At 65.0% G+C, this 16,161-nt stretch carries 16 protein-coding genes; 6 read left to right on the top strand and 10 right to left on the bottom strand.

Going from position 1 to position 16,161, the window contains the following annotated elements:
• Both trhA and IF809_RS06450 read left to right on the top strand, forming a co-directional pair.
• A partial coding sequence (trhA, locus tag IF809_RS06455; protein ID WP_462837133.1) for a PAQR family membrane homeostasis protein TrhA occupies positions 1-281 on the top strand: 281 nt, incomplete at its 5' end.
• A 55-nt stretch (positions 282-336) separates the two neighbouring features.
• Entirely contained in the window at positions 337-1,131 is a 795-nt protein-coding gene (locus IF809_RS06450; RefSeq protein ID WP_128968178.1) for an SDR family oxidoreductase, read from the top strand.
• A 154-nt stretch (positions 1,132-1,285) separates the two neighbouring features.
• Here IF809_RS06450 and IF809_RS06445 read toward each other — a convergent pair whose 3' ends face one another.
• Positions 1,286-1,747 carry a MarR family winged helix-turn-helix transcriptional regulator gene (locus IF809_RS06445; protein WP_462837132.1) on the bottom strand — a complete coding sequence of 154 codons (462 nt, stop codon included), beginning with the start codon at positions 1,745-1,747 and terminating at the stop codon, positions 1,286-1,288.
• A 75-nt stretch (positions 1,748-1,822) separates the two neighbouring features.
• Here IF809_RS06445 and IF809_RS06440 point away from each other — a divergent pair, with 75 nt between their 5' ends.
• Positions 1,823-2,611: an SDR family NAD(P)-dependent oxidoreductase gene (locus IF809_RS06440; protein ID WP_462837131.1), complete on the top strand. Its 789-nt coding sequence runs from the start codon at positions 1,823-1,825 to the stop codon at positions 2,609-2,611.
• Between the two features lie 5 nt (positions 2,612-2,616).
• Here IF809_RS06440 and mdlC read toward each other — a convergent pair whose 3' ends face one another.
• From mdlC to IF809_RS06420, 4 genes are all read right to left on the bottom strand, one after another.
• A complete protein-coding gene (gene mdlC, locus IF809_RS06435) occupies positions 2,617-4,239 on the bottom strand; it encodes a benzoylformate decarboxylase (RefSeq protein ID WP_462837130.1) in 1,623 nt (540 codons plus the stop codon).
• Positions 4,240-4,376: 137 nt separating this feature from the next.
• The gene (locus IF809_RS06430) at positions 4,377-5,228 is read right to left on the bottom strand and encodes an HTD2 family dehydratase (protein WP_462837129.1); all 852 of its coding nucleotides are present in this window, start codon (positions 5,226-5,228) and stop codon (positions 4,377-4,379) included.
• A 15-nt stretch (positions 5,229-5,243) separates the two neighbouring features.
• Positions 5,244-6,344 (bottom strand): CaiB/BaiF CoA transferase family protein, encoded by a 1,101-nt coding sequence (locus IF809_RS06425; protein ID WP_128968173.1) that lies wholly within the window; start codon positions 6,342-6,344, stop codon positions 5,244-5,246.
• A gap of 9 nt (positions 6,345-6,353) precedes the next feature.
• A complete protein-coding gene (locus tag IF809_RS06420; protein WP_462837128.1) occupies positions 6,354-7,523 on the bottom strand; it encodes an acyl-CoA dehydrogenase family protein in 1,170 nt (389 codons plus the stop codon).
• Positions 7,524-7,648: 125 nt separating this feature from the next.
• On the opposite strand from IF809_RS06420, the gene IF809_RS06415 reads away from it, so the two are divergent.
• Positions 7,649-8,569, top strand: coding sequence for a LysR substrate-binding domain-containing protein (locus tag IF809_RS06415; RefSeq protein ID WP_462837127.1), 921 nt, complete (start codon positions 7,649-7,651; stop codon positions 8,567-8,569).
• A 241-nt stretch (positions 8,570-8,810) separates the two neighbouring features.
• Here the strand turns inward: IF809_RS06415 and IF809_RS06410 are convergent, their stop codons facing one another.
• Together IF809_RS06410 and IF809_RS06405 are read right to left on the bottom strand one after the other, a co-directional pair.
• Entirely contained in the window at positions 8,811-10,085 is a 1,275-nt protein-coding gene (locus IF809_RS06410; RefSeq protein ID WP_128968170.1) for a cytochrome P450, read from the bottom strand.
• Positions 10,086-10,110: 25 nt separating this feature from the next.
• Positions 10,111-11,376, bottom strand: coding sequence for a cytochrome P450 (locus tag IF809_RS06405; RefSeq protein ID WP_462837126.1), 1,266 nt, complete (start codon positions 11,374-11,376; stop codon positions 10,111-10,113).
• A 310-nt stretch (positions 11,377-11,686) separates the two neighbouring features.
• Between IF809_RS06405 and IF809_RS06400 the strand changes: the two genes are divergently transcribed.
• Together IF809_RS06400 and IF809_RS06395 are read left to right on the top strand one after the other, a co-directional pair.
• Positions 11,687-12,835 (top strand): YjgN family protein, encoded by a 1,149-nt coding sequence (locus tag IF809_RS06400; RefSeq protein WP_462837137.1) that lies wholly within the window; start codon positions 11,687-11,689, stop codon positions 12,833-12,835.
• 3 nt (positions 12,836-12,838) lie between these two features.
• Positions 12,839-13,945, top strand: coding sequence for a M48 family metallopeptidase (locus IF809_RS06395; protein ID WP_462837125.1), 1,107 nt, complete (start codon positions 12,839-12,841; stop codon positions 13,943-13,945).
• Positions 13,946-13,954: 9 nt separating this feature from the next.
• On the opposite strand, the gene IF809_RS06390 is transcribed toward IF809_RS06395, so the two are convergent.
• The 3 genes from IF809_RS06390 to IF809_RS06380 all read right to left on the bottom strand — a co-directional run bounded on the left by IF809_RS06390 (position 13,955) and on the right by IF809_RS06380 (position 16,155).
• The gene (locus tag IF809_RS06390) at positions 13,955-14,167 is read right to left on the bottom strand and encodes a hypothetical protein (RefSeq protein WP_128968166.1); all 213 of its coding nucleotides are present in this window, start codon (positions 14,165-14,167) and stop codon (positions 13,955-13,957) included.
• A gap of 82 nt (positions 14,168-14,249) precedes the next feature.
• On the bottom strand, positions 14,250-14,879 hold the full coding sequence (gene upp, locus IF809_RS06385; RefSeq protein WP_128968165.1) for a uracil phosphoribosyltransferase: 630 nt from the start codon (positions 14,877-14,879) through the stop codon (positions 14,250-14,252).
• A 37-nt stretch (positions 14,880-14,916) separates the two neighbouring features.
• Entirely contained in the window at positions 14,917-16,155 is a 1,239-nt protein-coding gene (locus IF809_RS06380; protein ID WP_462837124.1) for a URC4/urg3 family protein, read from the bottom strand.
• Positions 16,156-16,161: the final 6 nt, after the last annotated feature.

Here is a 16,161-nt window from a genome sequence, read left to right as displayed (position 1 = left end):
GTATCGTGCTGAAGCTGTTCTATCCGGGTCGGTTCGACCGCGTCTCGGTCGGCATCTATCTCGCCATGGGCTGGAGCGGTGTGATGCTTTACGATGCGGTGGTCAGGGCGCTGCCGACGCTGGTGCTCGGCTTCATCCTCGCCGGCGGCCTGCTCTACAGCTTTGGCGTGATCTTCCACGCCTGGCGGCGGCTGCGCTTCCAGAATGCGATCTGGCACGGCTTTGTCTTGGCCGGCGCGGCATGTCATTATACCGCGGTGCTCGACCTTGTGTTGAGCTAGCCAAGTTCCGCGAGGCGGCAAAAGCTGTGCGGCATAAGACAAGAGGAGACGTCGCATGCGGGTGACCGGCAAGGTCGTGGTCGTCACGGGCGGCGCAAACGGCATCGGCAAGGCGCTGTGCGAGGCCTTCCACGCCGCCGGCGCCTCCAAGGTCGTCGTCGCCGACATGGATGCCGCCAATGCGCGGGCTGTTGCCGCGATGGTGGATGGCGCGGCGTTCAAATGCGACGTGGCGCAGGAAAAGGACATCTCGCACGTCATCGAGGAGACCGAGCGGCAGTTCGGCCCGATCGATCTGTTCTGCTCCAATGCGGGCATCGGCGGCGGCTTCGATCCGATGGCGGAAAATGCCGGCGGCGCCTCCGACGAGCCCTGGCAACGCAGCTGGGCGATCCACGTCATGGCGCATGTCTATGCGGCGCGGCACCTCATCCCCCGGATGAAGGCGCGCGGCGGCGGCTATTTCCTCAACACCATCTCGGCCGCGGGCCTGCTGTCCCAGGTCGGCAGCCCGGCTTACTCCACCACCAAGCACGCGGCGGTGGGCTTTGCCGAGAATCTCGCGATCGCACATAAGGCTCACAACATCAAGGTCTCGATCCTCTGCCCGCAGGGCGTCGACACCAACATGCTGCGCTCGATTCCGAAAGGCCCGCAATCCGGCGACGGCGACCTCACGCCCGAGCAGGTCGCCAAGGACGTGCTCGCCGGTCTCGAGCAGGAAACGTTCCTGATCCTGCCGCATCCGCAGGTGCTCGGCTACATGCGCAAGAAGACCGAGAATTACGATCGCTGGATCGGCGGCATGGCCAAGATCCAGGCGAAGATGCGGGAGGAGTTCGGGAAGTAAAGTCACATCGACGCTGTCATGCCCCGCGAAGGCGGGGCATCCAGTACGCCGCGGCCTGTCGGCTCAACCACATCCGTCTCGGAGTACTGGATCGCCCAGTCAAAGCCGGGCGATGACACCGAGTATGTAGAAGCGGCTTCACCAACCTCGCGCCTCACGCCGCCGACTCCACCCCAGCCTCCATCCGGCTCTGCCTGAGCGCCCGCGCATAGAGCGTCATCCCCTCACGCACCTTGCGCTGCTCGGCCTCCGTCAGCGCCGCGAGTGCGCCGCGAACCTGCTGGCGGCCGAATGCATGCAGCGCCTCCAGCGTGCGCCGGCCCTTGGCAGTCAACGACAACAGCTTGCTGCGTGCATCCGTCTCGTCCGGCGTCTCCTTGAGCTCGCCGCAATCGATCAGCTTGCGCACCAGCCGGCTGACGCTGGATTTCTCCAGCCGCAGGAAATCGCCGAGTTCGCCCGATGTCAGCGGGCCGCGAATGCCGATCTCCAGAATGGTGTGCACGGCCGAGGGCGGATAGTCCGATGCCGCAACCGTCGCGTCCATGAAGCCGAGCTCGCGCACCATCAACCGCGAGGCGGCGCGAATGTCGTCGATCAATGCAAGCTCGGCCATCTTGACTCCCGGCATATAGTTGTATGATACAACTATATGCGTGCAACGGCGCGCGCAAGCGTTTTGGAGTGAGCCATGAATGAGATCGCGAGAGGAGCTTTGCCTGCGGGGGTGCGGATGAGAGGCAAGGTCTGCCTCGTCACCGGCGGCGGCAGCGGTATCGGCCGTGCCACCGCGCTGAGGATGGCCGCCGAAAGCGCCGAGGCGATCGTCGTCGCAGGTCGGCGCCAGCCCGAGATCGAGGCCGCTGCGGCGGCCTGCCGCGAGCTCGGCGCTGACGCGATCACGGTCCAGACCGACATCACGCGAGAGGACGACGTCGAACGCCTCGTCCGCACGGCGATCGAGCGCTGCGGCCGGCTCGACGTCGCCTTCAACAATGCGGGTTTCCAGGAGCGCCGCGCGCCATTACAGGAGCAGGGCACGGAGATCTACGACAGCGTGTTCGACACCAATGTGCGCGCGCTGTTCCTGTGCCTGCGCCATCAATTGCCTGTCATGCTGGCGCAGGGGCGCGGCAGCATTGTCGTCAACGCCTCGGTCAGCGGCGTGCGCAATCCCAACCCCGGCTTCTCGCTCTATTCGGCCTCGAAGGCGGCCGCGATCTCGCTGACGCGCTCGGCGGCGATGGAGAACGCGCCGCGCGGCATCCGCATCAATGCCATCGCGCCCGGCCGCGTCATCACCGACATGATGCTGAGCGCCGGCGTCGGCGATGTCGCAACCGTCGGCGCCGGCCTGCCGCTGCGCCGCATGGGCACGCCGGACGAGGTGGCGGAAGCCGTGGTGTGGCTCTCGTCGGACGCGTCGTCCTACGTGGTCGGCCACGTGCTGGCGGCGGACGGAGGATTTCTGGCGGCCTAGCGGGCCTAATGCTTCTGCCCGTAGAGCACCGGAACCGCCGAATCCACGATAACCTCGACGAGGCTGGTGCCCTCGAACGCCATCCCGCGCTTGAGCGCCTCGCCCAGCTCCGCCGCTTTGCTGACCCGCACCGCATGACATCCCATGCCTTCGGCGAGCCTGATAAAATCGATTCCCGGCAGCTCCAGGCCCGGCACGTTCCGCACCTGCATCACCTGGCTGAATGAGCGCATCGCGCCATAGCCGGAATTGTTGATGACGATGACGGTGAGCGGCAGCTTGCGTTGCGCGGCGGTCCACAACGCCTGGATCGAATACATGGCCGAGCCGTCGCCGATCAGGCACACCGTGCGCTGCTTCGGCTTGCCCAATGCCATGCCGACCGCGGCGGGCAGCGAATAGCCGAGGCCGCCGCTCGACATGGTGTAGAAGCTGTCCTGACCGCGCATCGGCAGGAATTTTTGCATCGCCGGCCGATGTGACGGCACTTCCTCGACCAGCGAGGCGCCCTCCGGCATCGCCTGCGACAGCGAATGCAGCAGGAATTCGACCGGCAGCGGATCGGCCGCCTGCGGCGCCGCTGGCAACGTGCGGCCCTTTGGCGCCGCGCGCTTGCTCTCGGGCAGCAACTCGAGCAGCAGGCTCAGCGCCGGCTTCATGGTGGCGATGATGCTGGTGCCAACCGGCGTCACCGCCGCGGCGTCGGCATCGTCCGTAATCTGGAAGATCGTCGCGCCGCCATCGAAGATCGCGGCATGGCCCTCGACATGGAAGGTAAACACCGGCGCGCCGATCACGACGACGAGGTCGTGCTCGCGCAGCGCATCGGAGAGCTGTGCGGGCGAGGCGTGCAGAAAGCCCGCGAATTGCGGATGCCGCTCAGGGAACGAGCAGCGCGCCGAGAACGGGCTGACCCAGACGCTCGCCTTGGCCTTCTCGGCGACGCGCACCATCAGATCGACCGCGCCGGCGCGATCGACGCCGGGGCCGACCACAAGGGCAGGGTGCTTTGCGGAGCCGAGCGCGGCTGCCAGCCCCTTCATCGCCTCAGGCTCTGGGCCGATCTCGCGACTGACTTTGCGCGCCTCGACCGGTGCGCAGGCATGCGTCCAGTCATCGACCGGGATCGACACGAAGGTCGGGCCGCAGGGCGGCTGCATCGCGGTGTAATAGGCGCGCGCGATCGCGGCCGGCACATCCTCGGGTCGAGCCGGCTCGACGCTGTACTTCACATAGGGACGCGGGAATTCGGAAGGCCGCTCGGCATAGAGGAACGCCTGCAGCGGCAGGATCGAGCGGGCCTGTTGGCCCGCGGTGATCACCAGCGGCGTCTGGTTGCGGTGCGCGGTGTAGATATTGCCGAGCGCGTTGCCGACACCGGCCGCCGAATGCAGATTAACGAAGCCGGCATTGCGCGTCGCCTGCGCGTAGCCGTCGGCCATGCCGACGGCGGAGGCCTCCTGCAGCGCCAGTACGTAGTCGATGTCGTCGGGCCAGTCGCTCAGGAACGGCAGCTCGGTCGAACCAGGATTGCCGAACACCCTGTCGATGCCGAAGGCACGCAGCAGGTTGAGCGTCGCCTGCTTGACGGTGACGGACTTGCTGCCGGTCTTGCCGTTCTTTGTCATCGTTTCGTCCCCGTTATTTATGTCGCGCTCCTGGTCCCACCGTCATTGCGAGCGAAGCGAAGCAATCCAGACTCTCACCTCGGCGGCACCCTTGATTGCTTCGTCGCTTCGCTCCTCGCAATGACGAGAAGAGACAGTCACCACACCGCCGTGCCCTTCATCGTCGGTTGCCCCTCGGCGTTCGCGGTCCACAGCTCCATGCCGGCGTCGGTCTCGTTGGCATTGACCGAGAACTCCGTGCCCTCGAACAGCGGCTGGAGGCCGCGATAGGTGAACTTCTTCGGTGCCTTTCCGCCGCGAAGCTTCGCCGCCATCTCGATGATCAACGCCGCCTGCAAGGGGCCGTGGAAGATCAGACCCGGGTAGCCCTCGACTTTGGTGACGTAGTCGCGGTCGTAATGGATGCGGTGGCCGTTGAAGGTCAGCGCGGAATAACGGAACAGCAGCACGGGATCGGAGATATGCGTCTCGCGGTGCTGCGCCTTCGGCGGAGGGGGCGGGGCCTTCGCGGTGGCCGGCGCACTGCTCGTCATCTCGCGATACACGATGTCCTGCCGCTCGCGGATGGCAACGCCGCGCGGGCATGAGATGCTGTGCTCGACCGAGACGAAGCACAGCGTGCCGGTCGAACCCGTCTTCACCTGCACGTCGGCAATGCGCGAGTTCCGGGTCGATTCGTCGCCGACGCGCAAGGGCTGCAAGAACTCGATCTCGCCGCCGGCCCACATCCGGCGCGGCAGCGGCACCGGCGGCAGAAAGCCGCCGCGGGTCGGATGGCCGTCGGGCCCCAGCATCGACATCGGGAACACCGGCTGCGCCAGGCACCAATGTACCGTGAACGGTGCGGCATCGCCCGTCTTGGGCGCGCCGACCTCCTGGAACAGCGTTGCGCGCAGGCCTTTGACGAGCTGCGCGGTGACGATGTCGGTCGCCTCCTCGCTGCGGCCGATCCATTGCCGCAAATGATCGATGTCGAGCTTTTCGGTCATGACGCCTCGCTCTTGTTATTTCTTCCTCGGATTCTCGCCGATGGCAGGCACGGCGCCGTAGCTGCGCGTCTCGCCGACGATGATCGGCGCCGGCGCAGGATAGCTGACGCGACCGTTCGGTGTGTCGACCTCGATGCGGCGCAAATGCGGATGCCTGGTGAGGTCGGCCATGGTGTTGACCTCGGCGAACGCGATGTCGGCATCCGACAGCCGCTTCAACAACTCGTCGCGCGTCATCGTGCCGAAGATGTCAGCGACAATCTTGTCTGTGAAATCGCGGTTGCGCACGCGCTCCACCATGTTGCCAACACGGGGATCGGCGGGGAGGTCCGGCCGGTCCAGCACCTCGGCGCAGAGCGTCTTCCACTCGCGCTCGCTCTGTATCGAGATCAGGATGTCCTTGCCGTCCTTCGAGGTGAAAACGCCGTAAGGCGCGATCGAAGGATGGCGCAGACCCATGCGCTTCGGCGGATTGCCGGCCTCGGCGTTGAGCAGCGGCACGGTGCACCAATCCGCCATCACGTCGAACATGGAGATGCGGATGTCGCAGCCCTTGCCGGTGCGCCCGCGCGCGATCAGCGCCTCCAGGATCGCCGCATGCGCGGTGGCGCCGGTCGCGACATCCACGATCGACATGCCGACGCGCGAAGCACCGTCGGGATTGCCGGTGATCGAGGCGAGGCCGCTCTCGGCCTGGATCAGGAGATCATAGGCCTTGCGATGCGCGTACGGGCCTTCGTCGCCATAGCCGGTGATGGTGCACGAGATCAGCCTTGGATAGTCCTTCAGCAGCCGCTCGCGCGAGAAGCCGAGCTTGTCCATCGATCCGGGCTTGAGGTTCTGCACCAGCACGTCGGCGCTCGCGATCAGCTTCTCGAGTTCGGCGCGGCCCTCCTTGGTGGCGAGGTCGACCACGGCCGATTGCTTGCCGCGATTGAGCCAGACGAAATAGCTGCTCTGGCCCTTGGCCGCCGCATCATAGCCGCGGGCGAAATCGCCCTCGGGCCGTTCGATCTTGATCACCTCGGCGCCGGCATCCGCCAGGCGCGAGGAACAGAACGGCGCCGCCACCGCCTGCTCGACCGCGATCACCCTGATTCCGTCGAGTGCTCCCATGATGCGACCTCAGTACGAGCGCGGCATGCCGAGCACGTGCTCGGCGACAAAGGAGAGCACGAGGTTGGTCGAGATCGGAGCGACCTGATACAGCCGCGTCTCGCGGAACTTGCGCTCGACGTCGTATTCCTCGGCAAAGCCGAAGCCGCCATGGGTCTGGATGCAGGCATTGGCCGCTTCCCAGGACGCATCGGCCGCGAGCATCTTGGCCATGTTGGCCTCCGCGCCGCAATCGAGCCCGGCCTCGTATTTGCGCGTCGCTTCCTTCACCATCAGTTCGGCCGCGCGCATGGAGGCATAGGCTTTGGCGATCGGGAACTGGATGCCTTGATTCTGGCCGATCGGCCGACCGAACACGGCGCGCTCCTTGGCGTAATTGGTGGCCTTTGCGATGAACCACTTTGCGTCGCCGATGCATTCGCCCGCGATCAGGATGCGCTCGGCATTCATGCCGGAGAGGATGTAGCGAAAGCCCTTGCCCTCCTCGCCGATCAGGTTCTCCGCCGGCACTTTCATGTCGGTAAAGAACACTTCCGTCGTGGCGTGGTTCATCATGGTGCGGATCGGGCGGATCTCGAGGCCGTTGTTCCTGGCCTCGCGCATGTCGACGATGAACACGGAAAGACCATCGGTGCGCTTCTTGACCTGCTCTTTCGGCGTGGTGCGCGCCAGCAGCACCATCAGATCGGAATGTTCGGCGCGGCTGGTCCAGATCTTCTGGCCGTTGACGATATAGCTGTCGTTGCCTTCCTTGCGCGCAAAGGTCTTCAGCGAGGACGTATCGGTGCCGCTGGTCGGCTCGGTGACGCCGAAGGCCTGCAGCCGCAACTCGCCGCTGGCGATCTTCGGCAGGTATTTGGCCTTCTGCTCGGCGCTGCCGTGCCGCAGCACGGTGCCCATCGTGTACATCTGGGCGTGACAGCCGCCGCCGTTGCAGCCCGCGCGCTGGATCTCTTCGAGGATCGCCGCCGCGGCCGAAAGCTTCAGGCCTGCGCCGCCATATTCTTCGGGGATGAGCACCGAGAGATAGCCGGCTTCCGTCAGCGCATCGACGAACGCCTTGGGATAGGCCATCTCGCGATCGAGCTTGCGCCAATATTCGCCAGGAAACTGCGCGCAGAGCTTTGCGACGGCCTCGCGGATGTCGGCGTGATCTTCGCTGTGGTGGTCTTCACTCATGGCGTTTCCCGTTTCTTGCGGCAGTTAAGATAACGCCGGCCGATCCTCCGGCGTTGTGAAAACAACGCCAGCCCCCTATGCTCATTTGCTATAGCGTATGGAGTAGCCTTCCAGGATTGGCAAGCATGGATTTCCGGCAGCTCAGGACCTTCAGTTGCGTGGCGGAGCTCGGCAGCCTCTCCAAGGCCTCCGATACGCTGCGCGTGGCGCAGCCGGCGCTGTCCCGGCAGATCAAGCTTCTGGAACACGAGCTGCGCACCGAGTTGTTCACGCGAAACGGCCGCGGCATGGTGCTGACCGAGGCGGGGCGCCTGCTGCTCGCGCGCACCTCGGGCATCGTGCGGCAGATCGACCAGATCCGCGACGACATCCAGTCGGCCAAGGGGCCGCCGTCCGGCCAGGTCGTGCTTGGCCTCGTTCCGACCGTGAGCTGCGTGCTGTCGGCGCGCTTTGCGCGGCGCTGCGTCGAGAGATTTCCCGGCATCTCGCTGCGCATCGTCGAGAGCTACAGCGGCCATCTGGTGGAATGGCTGCATCGCGGGGAGATGGATCTCGCCATCCTCTACGGCCGTTCCGCCGATCTGCATCTCAACGTGGAGAGCCTCGGCCGCGACAATATCGTCGCGGTCGGGCCGCACGGCTGCGGTCTTGCGCGCAAGAAGAGCATCGATCTCGGTTGGCTGCTGCGCCAGCGCCTGGTGCTGCCCAGTCATTCCCACGGCCTCCGCGCCTTGATCGAGCACGCTGCCGCCCAGCGCAAGATCAAGCTCAACGTCCAGCTGGAAGCGGATTCCTTCCGCGTCCTGACGAGCCTTGTCGAGGAAGGCCTCGGCTTTGCGCTGCTGCCGCCCTCGTCGGTCCGCGGCGAGGTCGCTGACGGCCGGCTGGAAACCGCTGTTGTCTCCAAGCCGATGACCCGCGAGCTCATTTTCGCCTCTCCGATCGACCGTCCCGCCTCCACGGCCTCGCTCGCCGTCACCGCGCTGCTGCGCGAGGAAGTCGCGGCCTGCCGCAAGGACGGCGTGTGGGACATCAGGCTGAGTTAGAACAGCTGCGTGCCGTCGTGCCTTCGCATCTGGCGCGAGCTGTCATGCCGGAATTTTATAGCTGGCGACCTCATACTCCGCTGTCATTGCCCGCGAAAGCGGGCAATCCAGTCTTCCAGAGGCGGCAGTGCTAGAGCCGAGAAGCCGCGGCGTACTGGATGGCCCGGTCAAGCCGGGCCATGACAGTGGAGATTGCGGAAGTGGATTGCCTCAGTTCGTCCGAATGACGGCGATGAAAAGTCTACCCCGCAATCCGCACCGGCAGCGATTCATATCCCTTGATGAAGCTGGAATAGATCCGCTTGGGCTCGCCGACCACCTCGATCCGGTCGAACCGCTTCAGCATCTCCTCCCAGATGATGCGCAGCTGCAGTTCGGCGAGCCGCATGCCGACGCAGCGGTGGATGCCGAAGCCGAAGGAGAGGTGGGTGCGCGGGCGCGGGCGGTCGATGATGAAGTCGTTCGGCTTCTCGAACATCTCGTCGTCGCGATTGCCCGAGACGTACCACATCACGACGCGGTCGCCTTTCTTGATATGCTTGCCGCCGATCTCGGTGTCCTGCAACGCGGTGCGCCGCATATGCGCCAGCGGCGTCTGCCAGCGGATCACCTCCGGCACCATGGAATCGATCAGGGCAGGGTTGGCGCGCAGCTTGTCGTACTGCTCGGGGTTCTCGTTCAGCGCCAGCACCGACCCGGTCATGGTGTTCCGCGTGGTATCGTTGCCGCCGACGATGAGCAGGATGATGTTGCCCATGAGATTGTCGGGATCCATGTGACGCGTCGCCGGGTTGTGCGCCATCAGCGACAGCAGGTCGTTGCGCGGTTCGGAGTTGACGCGCTCGTTCCACAGCTTCGACATGTAGGCGTAGCATTCGTCCATCTCGCGGCGGCGCTCTTCGGCGGATGCGACGATCCCGCTCTTGGGCAGCGCGGTCGACACGTCGGACCAGCGCGTCAGCTTGCGCCGCTCTTCCCAGGGAAAGTCGAACAGGGTCGCCAACATCTGCGTCGTCAACTCGATCGAGACGCGCTCGACGAAATTGAAGGTCTCGTTGCGCGGCAAATTATCGAGCACGGTCTGCGAGCGCTGGCGGATCAATTTTGCCAGCTCGTCCAGATGCGTCGGGGTGAACATCGGCGAGACCGTCTTGCGCTGCGCCGAATGCTTGGGCTGGTCCATTGCGATGAAGCTCGGCCAGTCATAGCCCTCAGGCACGTCGCGGATGGAGATGCCGCCGAGGGTGGAGTCCGAGGAGAAGATGCCGTGGTTGGTGTCGACATGCATGATGTCGTTGTATTTCACCACCGACCAGTAGGGCTCGATCGGTGCGTTGGTGCAGTAATGCACCGGCTCTTCCTTGCGCAGCCGCTCGAACCAGGGCCACAGCGTGTCGTCCTGGAACAGCCGGGGCGCACCGGGGTGGAATTGCGAAAGCGGCGTCGCATAGGCCTCTTCGCGGGCCCGGCGCATGCGTTCGGCCTTGTCCACTTTCACCGGCGTTTGGATGTTCATGGTCGAGGCTCCAGTTGGTTCTCACTCACGCCGCAATCTTAACCGGCAAGGTTTCAAGACCCTTTACGAAACTCGAATACACCCGCTTCGGCTCGCCGACCACGTCGATATGGTCGAACCGCTTCAGGATCTCCTCCCAGATAATCTTGAGCTGGAGTTCGGCAAGCCGCAGGCCGACGCAGCGGTGAATGCCGAAGCCGAAGGACAGGTGCGTGCGCGGGCGGGCCCGATCGATGATGAATTCGTAGGGCTTCTCGATCGCCTCTTCGTCGCGGTTGCCCGAGACGTACCACATCACGACCTTGTCACCTTTCTTGATCTGCTTGCCGCGAAACTCGAAATCGGCAAGCGCGGTGCGGCGCATATGCGCCAGCGGTGTCTGCCAGCGGATCACCTCGGGCACGAAGCTGTCGAGCAGGTCAGGATTTTCGCGCAGCTTGCGGTATTGTTCCGGATGCTGGCTCAGCGCCAGAAGCGAGCCGGACATGGTGTTGCGCGTCGTGTCGTTGCCGCCGACGATCAAAAGCACGAGATTGCCGAGGAAGTTCTTCGCGTCCATGTCGCGGGTGGCGGCGCCATGCGCCATCATCGAGAGCAGATCGCTTTTCGGCGGCTGCGCGATGCGCTCCTTCCACAGACGCGCGAAATATTGCGCGCATTCGGTCAGCTCGGCCTGCCGTTCGTCCTCGGTGGCCACGAGGCCGTCGGGACCGGGAAGGGTGGTGGCAATATCTGACCAGCGCGTCAGCTTGCGTCGATCGTCCCAGGGGAAATCGAACAGCACCGCGAGCATCTGCGTGGTGAGCTCGATCGAGACCTGGTCGACCCAGTCGAACACCTCGCCGCGGGGCAGATTGTCCAGGCACTCGGCCGAGCGCTTGCGGATGTTGATGGCGAGATTGTCCAGATGCGTCGGCGTGAACATCGGCGCGACGGTCTTGCGCTGCGCGGCATGGCGCGGCGGGTCCATCGAGATGAAGCTTTCACGGCGCAGGTCCGGATCGATGTCGCGGATGGTGATGCCGCCGAGCGAGGAGGCCGAGGAGAACACCGAATGGTTGGTCTCGATCTCCATGATGTCGTTGTAGCGCGTCACCGACCAGTACGGCCCGAACATCGAGTCCTTGCAATAGTGCACGGGATCTTCGCGGCGCAGCCGGTCGAAATAGGGCCAAAACGTATCGGTCCTGAACAGCTCGGGGTCACCGGGATCATATTGCTCCAGCGGCAATGACGAAGCGCGCGCGCGCAATGCGTCGATCTTGGCCGCGCTTTCAATGGTCCCATGCATGACCGTTCTCCCTGGCGTGGACCGCACGTTTTCTTGAATTCTGCTCTGCGGTATTTGAATCGCAATTACAACGCGTTACGTGCGTCGGAGCAAGCGACAGTTTTGTCGCAAGTCAGCTGCGTAGCCCGGATGCGCTTCGCTACCCGATATTCACCAACGTGATGTCCGGCACGCTTGAGCCCGCCGATCGGTGCGAGAAATCGCCGGGAATCGAGCCAAATCGAACCCATCCATGTTGGGGATCGACAAATCTCTGATCTATAGTTTGAGCGGATCAGATCCGCATCCGGAGGTTGCCGCCGTGAATGATATGCAATGGGCCCCGCTAGGTCCCTCCGAGCCGGTCCCGCCGCCGCTGCCGCCCACGCAGGTCGATTTCACCGGCAATCGCTCAATGTTCCGCAAAATGGTCACCAAAGGTGCCCTGCTGGAGTTGGTCACCTTCGGCTTCTACCGGTTCTGGCTCGCCACCGACATCCGCCGTCATTTGTGGTCGAACACCTTGGTCGACGGCGATGCCGCCGAATACACCGGCCGGGCCAAGGAGCTGCTGGTCGGCTTCCTGTTCGCGCTCGCGATTCTGGTGCCGATCTATCTCGCCTATTTCCTGGTCGGTATCGAGTTCGAGCGCTGGCAGGGCTTTGCCTCGACGCCGCTGTTCATCTCGTTCTATGCCTTCGGTCAGTTCGCGATCTTTCGCGCGCGTCGTTACCGGCTGACGCGCACGGTCTGGCGTGGCGTGCGCTTCTGGATGGACGGCTCCGGCTGGGCCTATTCCTTCCGCGCGATGCTCTGGGGCCTCCTGGTGTTCCTGACGTTCGGCCTGGCGCTGCCATGGCGTGAGGCGTCGCTGGAGCGCTACAAGATGCGGCACACTTATTTCGGCGATCTGCAGGGCGAGTTCGAAGGTCGCGGCTGGGAGTTCTTCAAGCGCGGCTGGTGGTTGTGGTTGCTTAGCCCGATCGCGATCGTGATCTTCCCACTCGCGCCGTTCTTCTATGCCGAGTTCAAGGCGCGGGAATGGCGCTGGTGGCTGAATGGCATCCGCGTCAGCGGCGTCAGCCTGTCGTCGGATCTGCCGCACAATGCTTTCTATGGCCTCTACTGGAAGGTGGTCGGCTGGTGGGTGCTGCTCTCGACCCTGTTCGGCTTCTACCTCGGCGGCGCCACCCTGCTCGCCGTCAAGCTGAGCGGCGTGCCGGCCGATGAGCTGTTCGCGCCAGGCCACACAGCCAAGAGCATTCCGATGCTGGTGCTGATGGTGATCGGCTATTTCGCGCTGGCCCTCGCCGTGAACATCATCATGCGCGTCTATCTGCAGCGCGATCTCTGGGCCAAGGTGCTGGAAACCGTCGCCGTGCATAATATCGGAGCGGCGGCCGACGTCCGCGCCAGCGGCGAGCTTGCCAATGCACTTGGCGAAGGCTTTGCTGATGGGCTCGATGTCGCGGGATTCTGAGCCGTGAGCGACTTATCCACCGAAGCACCGGCGCAGGCCGTCAAGCCCACGGTCTTCTTCGACGGCGTGTCGAGCCGCAGGCGGCAGGTGACGCTAACGCTCGGCGAAGCGCTCGAGATCATCGAGGAGGGCGGGACGCCGGTTCGCTGGGTCTGGGCGGACATCCGCCGCGCCGACAGTCCGGCCGGGGTCCTGAGGCTCGCCTCCACGTCCGCGCCGCCATTGGCGCGGCTCGAAATCCGCGATGCGGTGCTTGCCGCTGATGTGACCGCCCGCTGCATGCGGCTTGACGAGCACCAGACCACCGGTCGCGGTGTCGCAAAGATCGCGGGCTGGTCTGTGGCGGCGGCCGTCTCCATCGTTTGCGTCGTGCTGTTCGGCGTGCCGCTCGCGGCGGACCGCCTCGCGCCGCTGGTGCCGAAGCCGATCGAGCGGCGCATTGGCGACGCATCCGAGGTGCAGGTGAAGACGATCTTCCGTGGCGGCGCCTGCAATGGCGCGGCCGGTCAGGCGGCGTTCCGCAAGCTGGTCAACCGCCTGCGCGATGCGGCCGGGCTCGACGACGACTCCATGACGGCAGGTGTGCTGCGAACCCCGGTGCCGAATGCGTTCGCGCTGCCGGGTGGCAAGGTCTACGTGCTGAGCGGCCTGCTCGACAAGGCCGAAAATCCCGACGAGCTCGCCGGCATCCTCGCCCACGAACTCGGCCATCTCAAGCACCACGACAACATGCGCGGCCTGATCTACAACGGCGGCACCTCGTTCCTGATCGGCCTGTTGTTCGGCGACGTCACCGGCTCGTCCGCGGTGATCTTCGCCTCGCGCAGCGTGGTCGAAGCCTCCTATTCGCGCGAGGCCGAGACAGCTGCCGATACTTTCGCGATCGAGATCATGCATGCGCTCGGCCGCTCGCCCAAGCCGGCGGCCGAATTGATGTTCCGCATCACCGGCAAGGAGGGCGGCTCGAGCTTCGCGACGATCCTGGCAAGCCATCCGCTCACCGAGGACCGCCTCGCCCGCATGACGAAGGAAGACCGCCCCGCCAGCGGGCCGCCGCTGCTGACGGACAAGGAATGGCAGGCGCTGAAGGGCATCTGCGGCGGCGTGTGAAGGCGCGCCTCACTTCGCCGGTGCAGCCGGCGTGTTGGATCCCGTGGTGACGCTCGGCGCGTTGTTCGCTGTGTTGCTCGTCGCCTGTGGACCGACGTCGCGCCCGTTGTAGAAGAAGACCGCCGCGACCACGGCGATCACGAAGATCGCACCGATCGCCCAGCCGATTGGGCTGTTGCGGCGTATTCTGTCGGCCCTGCGCTCGTCATCCTGATAGGTCATCGTGCTCTCCATGCTGAGAGCTGAAGAACCTCGCGCGACGGAAGCCGTTCCTAAAGCGATGCGGCTGTCGAGGCAGGCAGGCTCACCGCGTTCCGTAGGCGCGGTCCCCGGCATCGCCGAGCCCCGGCAGGATGAAACCGTTGTCGTCGAGGCCCTCGTCCACCGCCGCGGTCCAGACATGCACGTCCGGATGCAGGCCGCGCAGCCGCTCGAGTCCTTCGGGCGCGGCGATCAGGCAGGCCAGGCGAATGTCCCTGGCGCCGCGCTCCTTCAGCCGGTCGATGGCGGCGACCGCCGTATTCGCGGTGGCGACCACAGGCGTCACCACGATGGCGAGGCGCTCGCTGAGATCGGACGGCGATTTGAAGAAATACTCCACCGCGGCAAAGCTCTCGGGCTCGCGATAGAGGCCGATATGGGCGACGCGCGCGGTCGGCACCAGGTCCATCATGCCGTCGACGAAGGTCGTGCCCGCGCGCAGCATCGGCACGAACACCAGCTTCTTGCCGGCGATCTTGGCCGAATGCATCGTCGCCAGCGGCGTCTCGATCATGGTGTCGGCGAGCGGCAAGTCGCGCGTCACCTCGTAGCACAGCAGCATGCCGATCTCCTTGATCAGCTCGCGGAACGACTTGGTCGAGATCGATTTATCGCGCACCAGCGTCAGCTTGTGCTGCACCAGCGGATGATCGACGATCGTGACGCCTTCCATGGCGGGATGCTCCTGAAATTCATCGATGCGCAATGCGCTAAAACACCGTGCCGTCGCTGATCACCTTGAGCGGCGGCGATCCATCGGGGCGGCGCGCAAACGCGACGGCGCGGCCGGCGGCCCAGCTGCCGCCCTCCAGAATGCTGGCGAGCGGAAGCGATCGCGGCGTGCGGCCGAGCTTGGTGCGGATGCGTTCGGCGAGACCATCCAGCAGCGCGACCGTGAGCGCGCGCCACTCGACGACGAGCAGCGAATCCACTGCATGCGCACGATCGGCGTCGGCCGCATCGCGCAGGCGCAGCACCTCGTGATCGACGAACAGGCCGCCATTGCGGTATTCGGCAAGCCCGGTCAGGCCGTCGATATCGGTGACGTCGAAGCCGGCCCGCTGGAGCGGCTCGATCAGCGAATAGCTCAGCCATTGCGACAACTTGTGCAGCGGGACGAGGCCGGCGGTCGCATCATCGGCCTTGATCGCCGGATGACGCCAGCAATCGCCGAGCGGGACGCCCGCGAGTTCCAGCCGCGACGGCCAGATCGGTCCGAGCTGGTTCAGCACCGCGGACAGGATCGCGGGTGCGGGGATAGCGCCGTCCTTTGCCTGCGCGGCGATGTGATCGAACAGGCCGCCCGGCCGCGGCGTGTCCTGCATGCCGAAAATGTCGGCGCGCGCAGCGACCTGCTTGCCAAGGCGATGCAGCAGATTCGTACGTCCCTCCAGGCCGAGCAGCGGATTGGCATCACTGGCCTGGAAGGCCGACGTCAGTGCCGAGAGCGGTAATTTTGCGAGCACATCCGCATCCACCCTGAACGGCGCGCACGCGTCGCGGGAAAACAGACCACCGGCAAACATGTCGAGGCTTGCGAGCGCCAGCCCCTCGGAGCGGCCGATGCCTTGTCCCGTCACCGTATCACGGTATCGCCACGCCGCGCCGGCGCCGGCGTCGAGCAGCACGCTGACGATGGCAAGGTCGAACTCCGCGCGCGCCCGTGCGGCACGGTCGGGCCACGGTGTTGCGTCGGCCAATTGTGCCCAGCGATCGACGCCGCCGAACACAAAATGCCGCCACCGGGCATGGAAAGGAATCTCGAGCGTCGGATAGGCCTTGCGCGTCACATCGAGCACGGCATCTGCAACGCCATCCATGCGATCGAGATCGACAGTGAAATGCGTGAGCCCGTCGGCGAGGCCGATCTCGAGCATTTGCCCGGCGCGCGCGCGAACCGCCTTTGCAGTGAGCAGCGCGCGTGCCTCTCGTTCCAAAACCTCCGCCATCGCCAG

It is taken from the genome of Bradyrhizobium sp. UFLA06-24 (genome assembly GCF_054967145.1).
This window is presented reverse-complemented; position numbering and strand designations above follow the sequence as displayed.

Excerpts from the sequence above, each read along its gene's own strand:
- mdlC (WP_462837130.1), bottom strand. The coding sequence starts at position 4,239 with ATGACAAAGAACGGCAAGACCGGCAGCAAGTCCGTCACCGTCAAGCAG.
- IF809_RS06430 (WP_462837129.1), bottom strand. The coding sequence starts at position 5,228 with ATGACCGAAAAGCTCGACATCGATCATTTGCGGCAATGGATCGGCCGC.
- IF809_RS06405 (WP_462837126.1), bottom strand. The coding sequence starts at position 11,376 with ATGCATGGGACCATTGAAAGCGCGGCCAAGATCGACGCATTGCGCGCG.
- IF809_RS06420 (WP_462837128.1), bottom strand. The coding sequence starts at position 7,523 with ATGAGTGAAGACCACCACAGCGAAGATCACGCCGACATCCGCGAGGCC.
- IF809_RS06380 (WP_462837124.1), bottom strand. The coding sequence starts at position 16,155 with ATGGCGGAGGTTTTGGAACGAGAGGCACGCGCGCTGCTCACTGCAAAG.
- IF809_RS06415 (WP_462837127.1), top strand. The coding sequence starts at position 7,649 with ATGGATTTCCGGCAGCTCAGGACCTTCAGTTGCGTGGCGGAGCTCGGC.
- IF809_RS06445 (WP_462837132.1), bottom strand. The coding sequence starts at position 1,747 with ATGGCCGAGCTTGCATTGATCGACGACATTCGCGCCGCCTCGCGGTTG.
- IF809_RS06450 (WP_128968178.1), top strand. The coding sequence starts at position 337 with ATGCGGGTGACCGGCAAGGTCGTGGTCGTCACGGGCGGCGCAAACGGC.
- IF809_RS06410 (WP_128968170.1), bottom strand. The coding sequence starts at position 10,085 with ATGAACATCCAAACGCCGGTGAAAGTGGACAAGGCCGAACGCATGCGC.
- IF809_RS06425 (WP_128968173.1), bottom strand. The coding sequence starts at position 6,344 with ATGGGAGCACTCGACGGAATCAGGGTGATCGCGGTCGAGCAGGCGGTG.
- upp (WP_128968165.1), bottom strand. The coding sequence starts at position 14,879 with ATGGAAGGCGTCACGATCGTCGATCATCCGCTGGTGCAGCACAAGCTG.
- IF809_RS06400 (WP_462837137.1), top strand. The coding sequence starts at position 11,687 with ATGCAATGGGCCCCGCTAGGTCCCTCCGAGCCGGTCCCGCCGCCGCTG.
- IF809_RS06440 (WP_462837131.1), top strand. The coding sequence starts at position 1,823 with ATGAATGAGATCGCGAGAGGAGCTTTGCCTGCGGGGGTGCGGATGAGA.
- IF809_RS06390 (WP_128968166.1), bottom strand. The coding sequence starts at position 14,167 with ATGACCTATCAGGATGACGAGCGCAGGGCCGACAGAATACGCCGCAAC.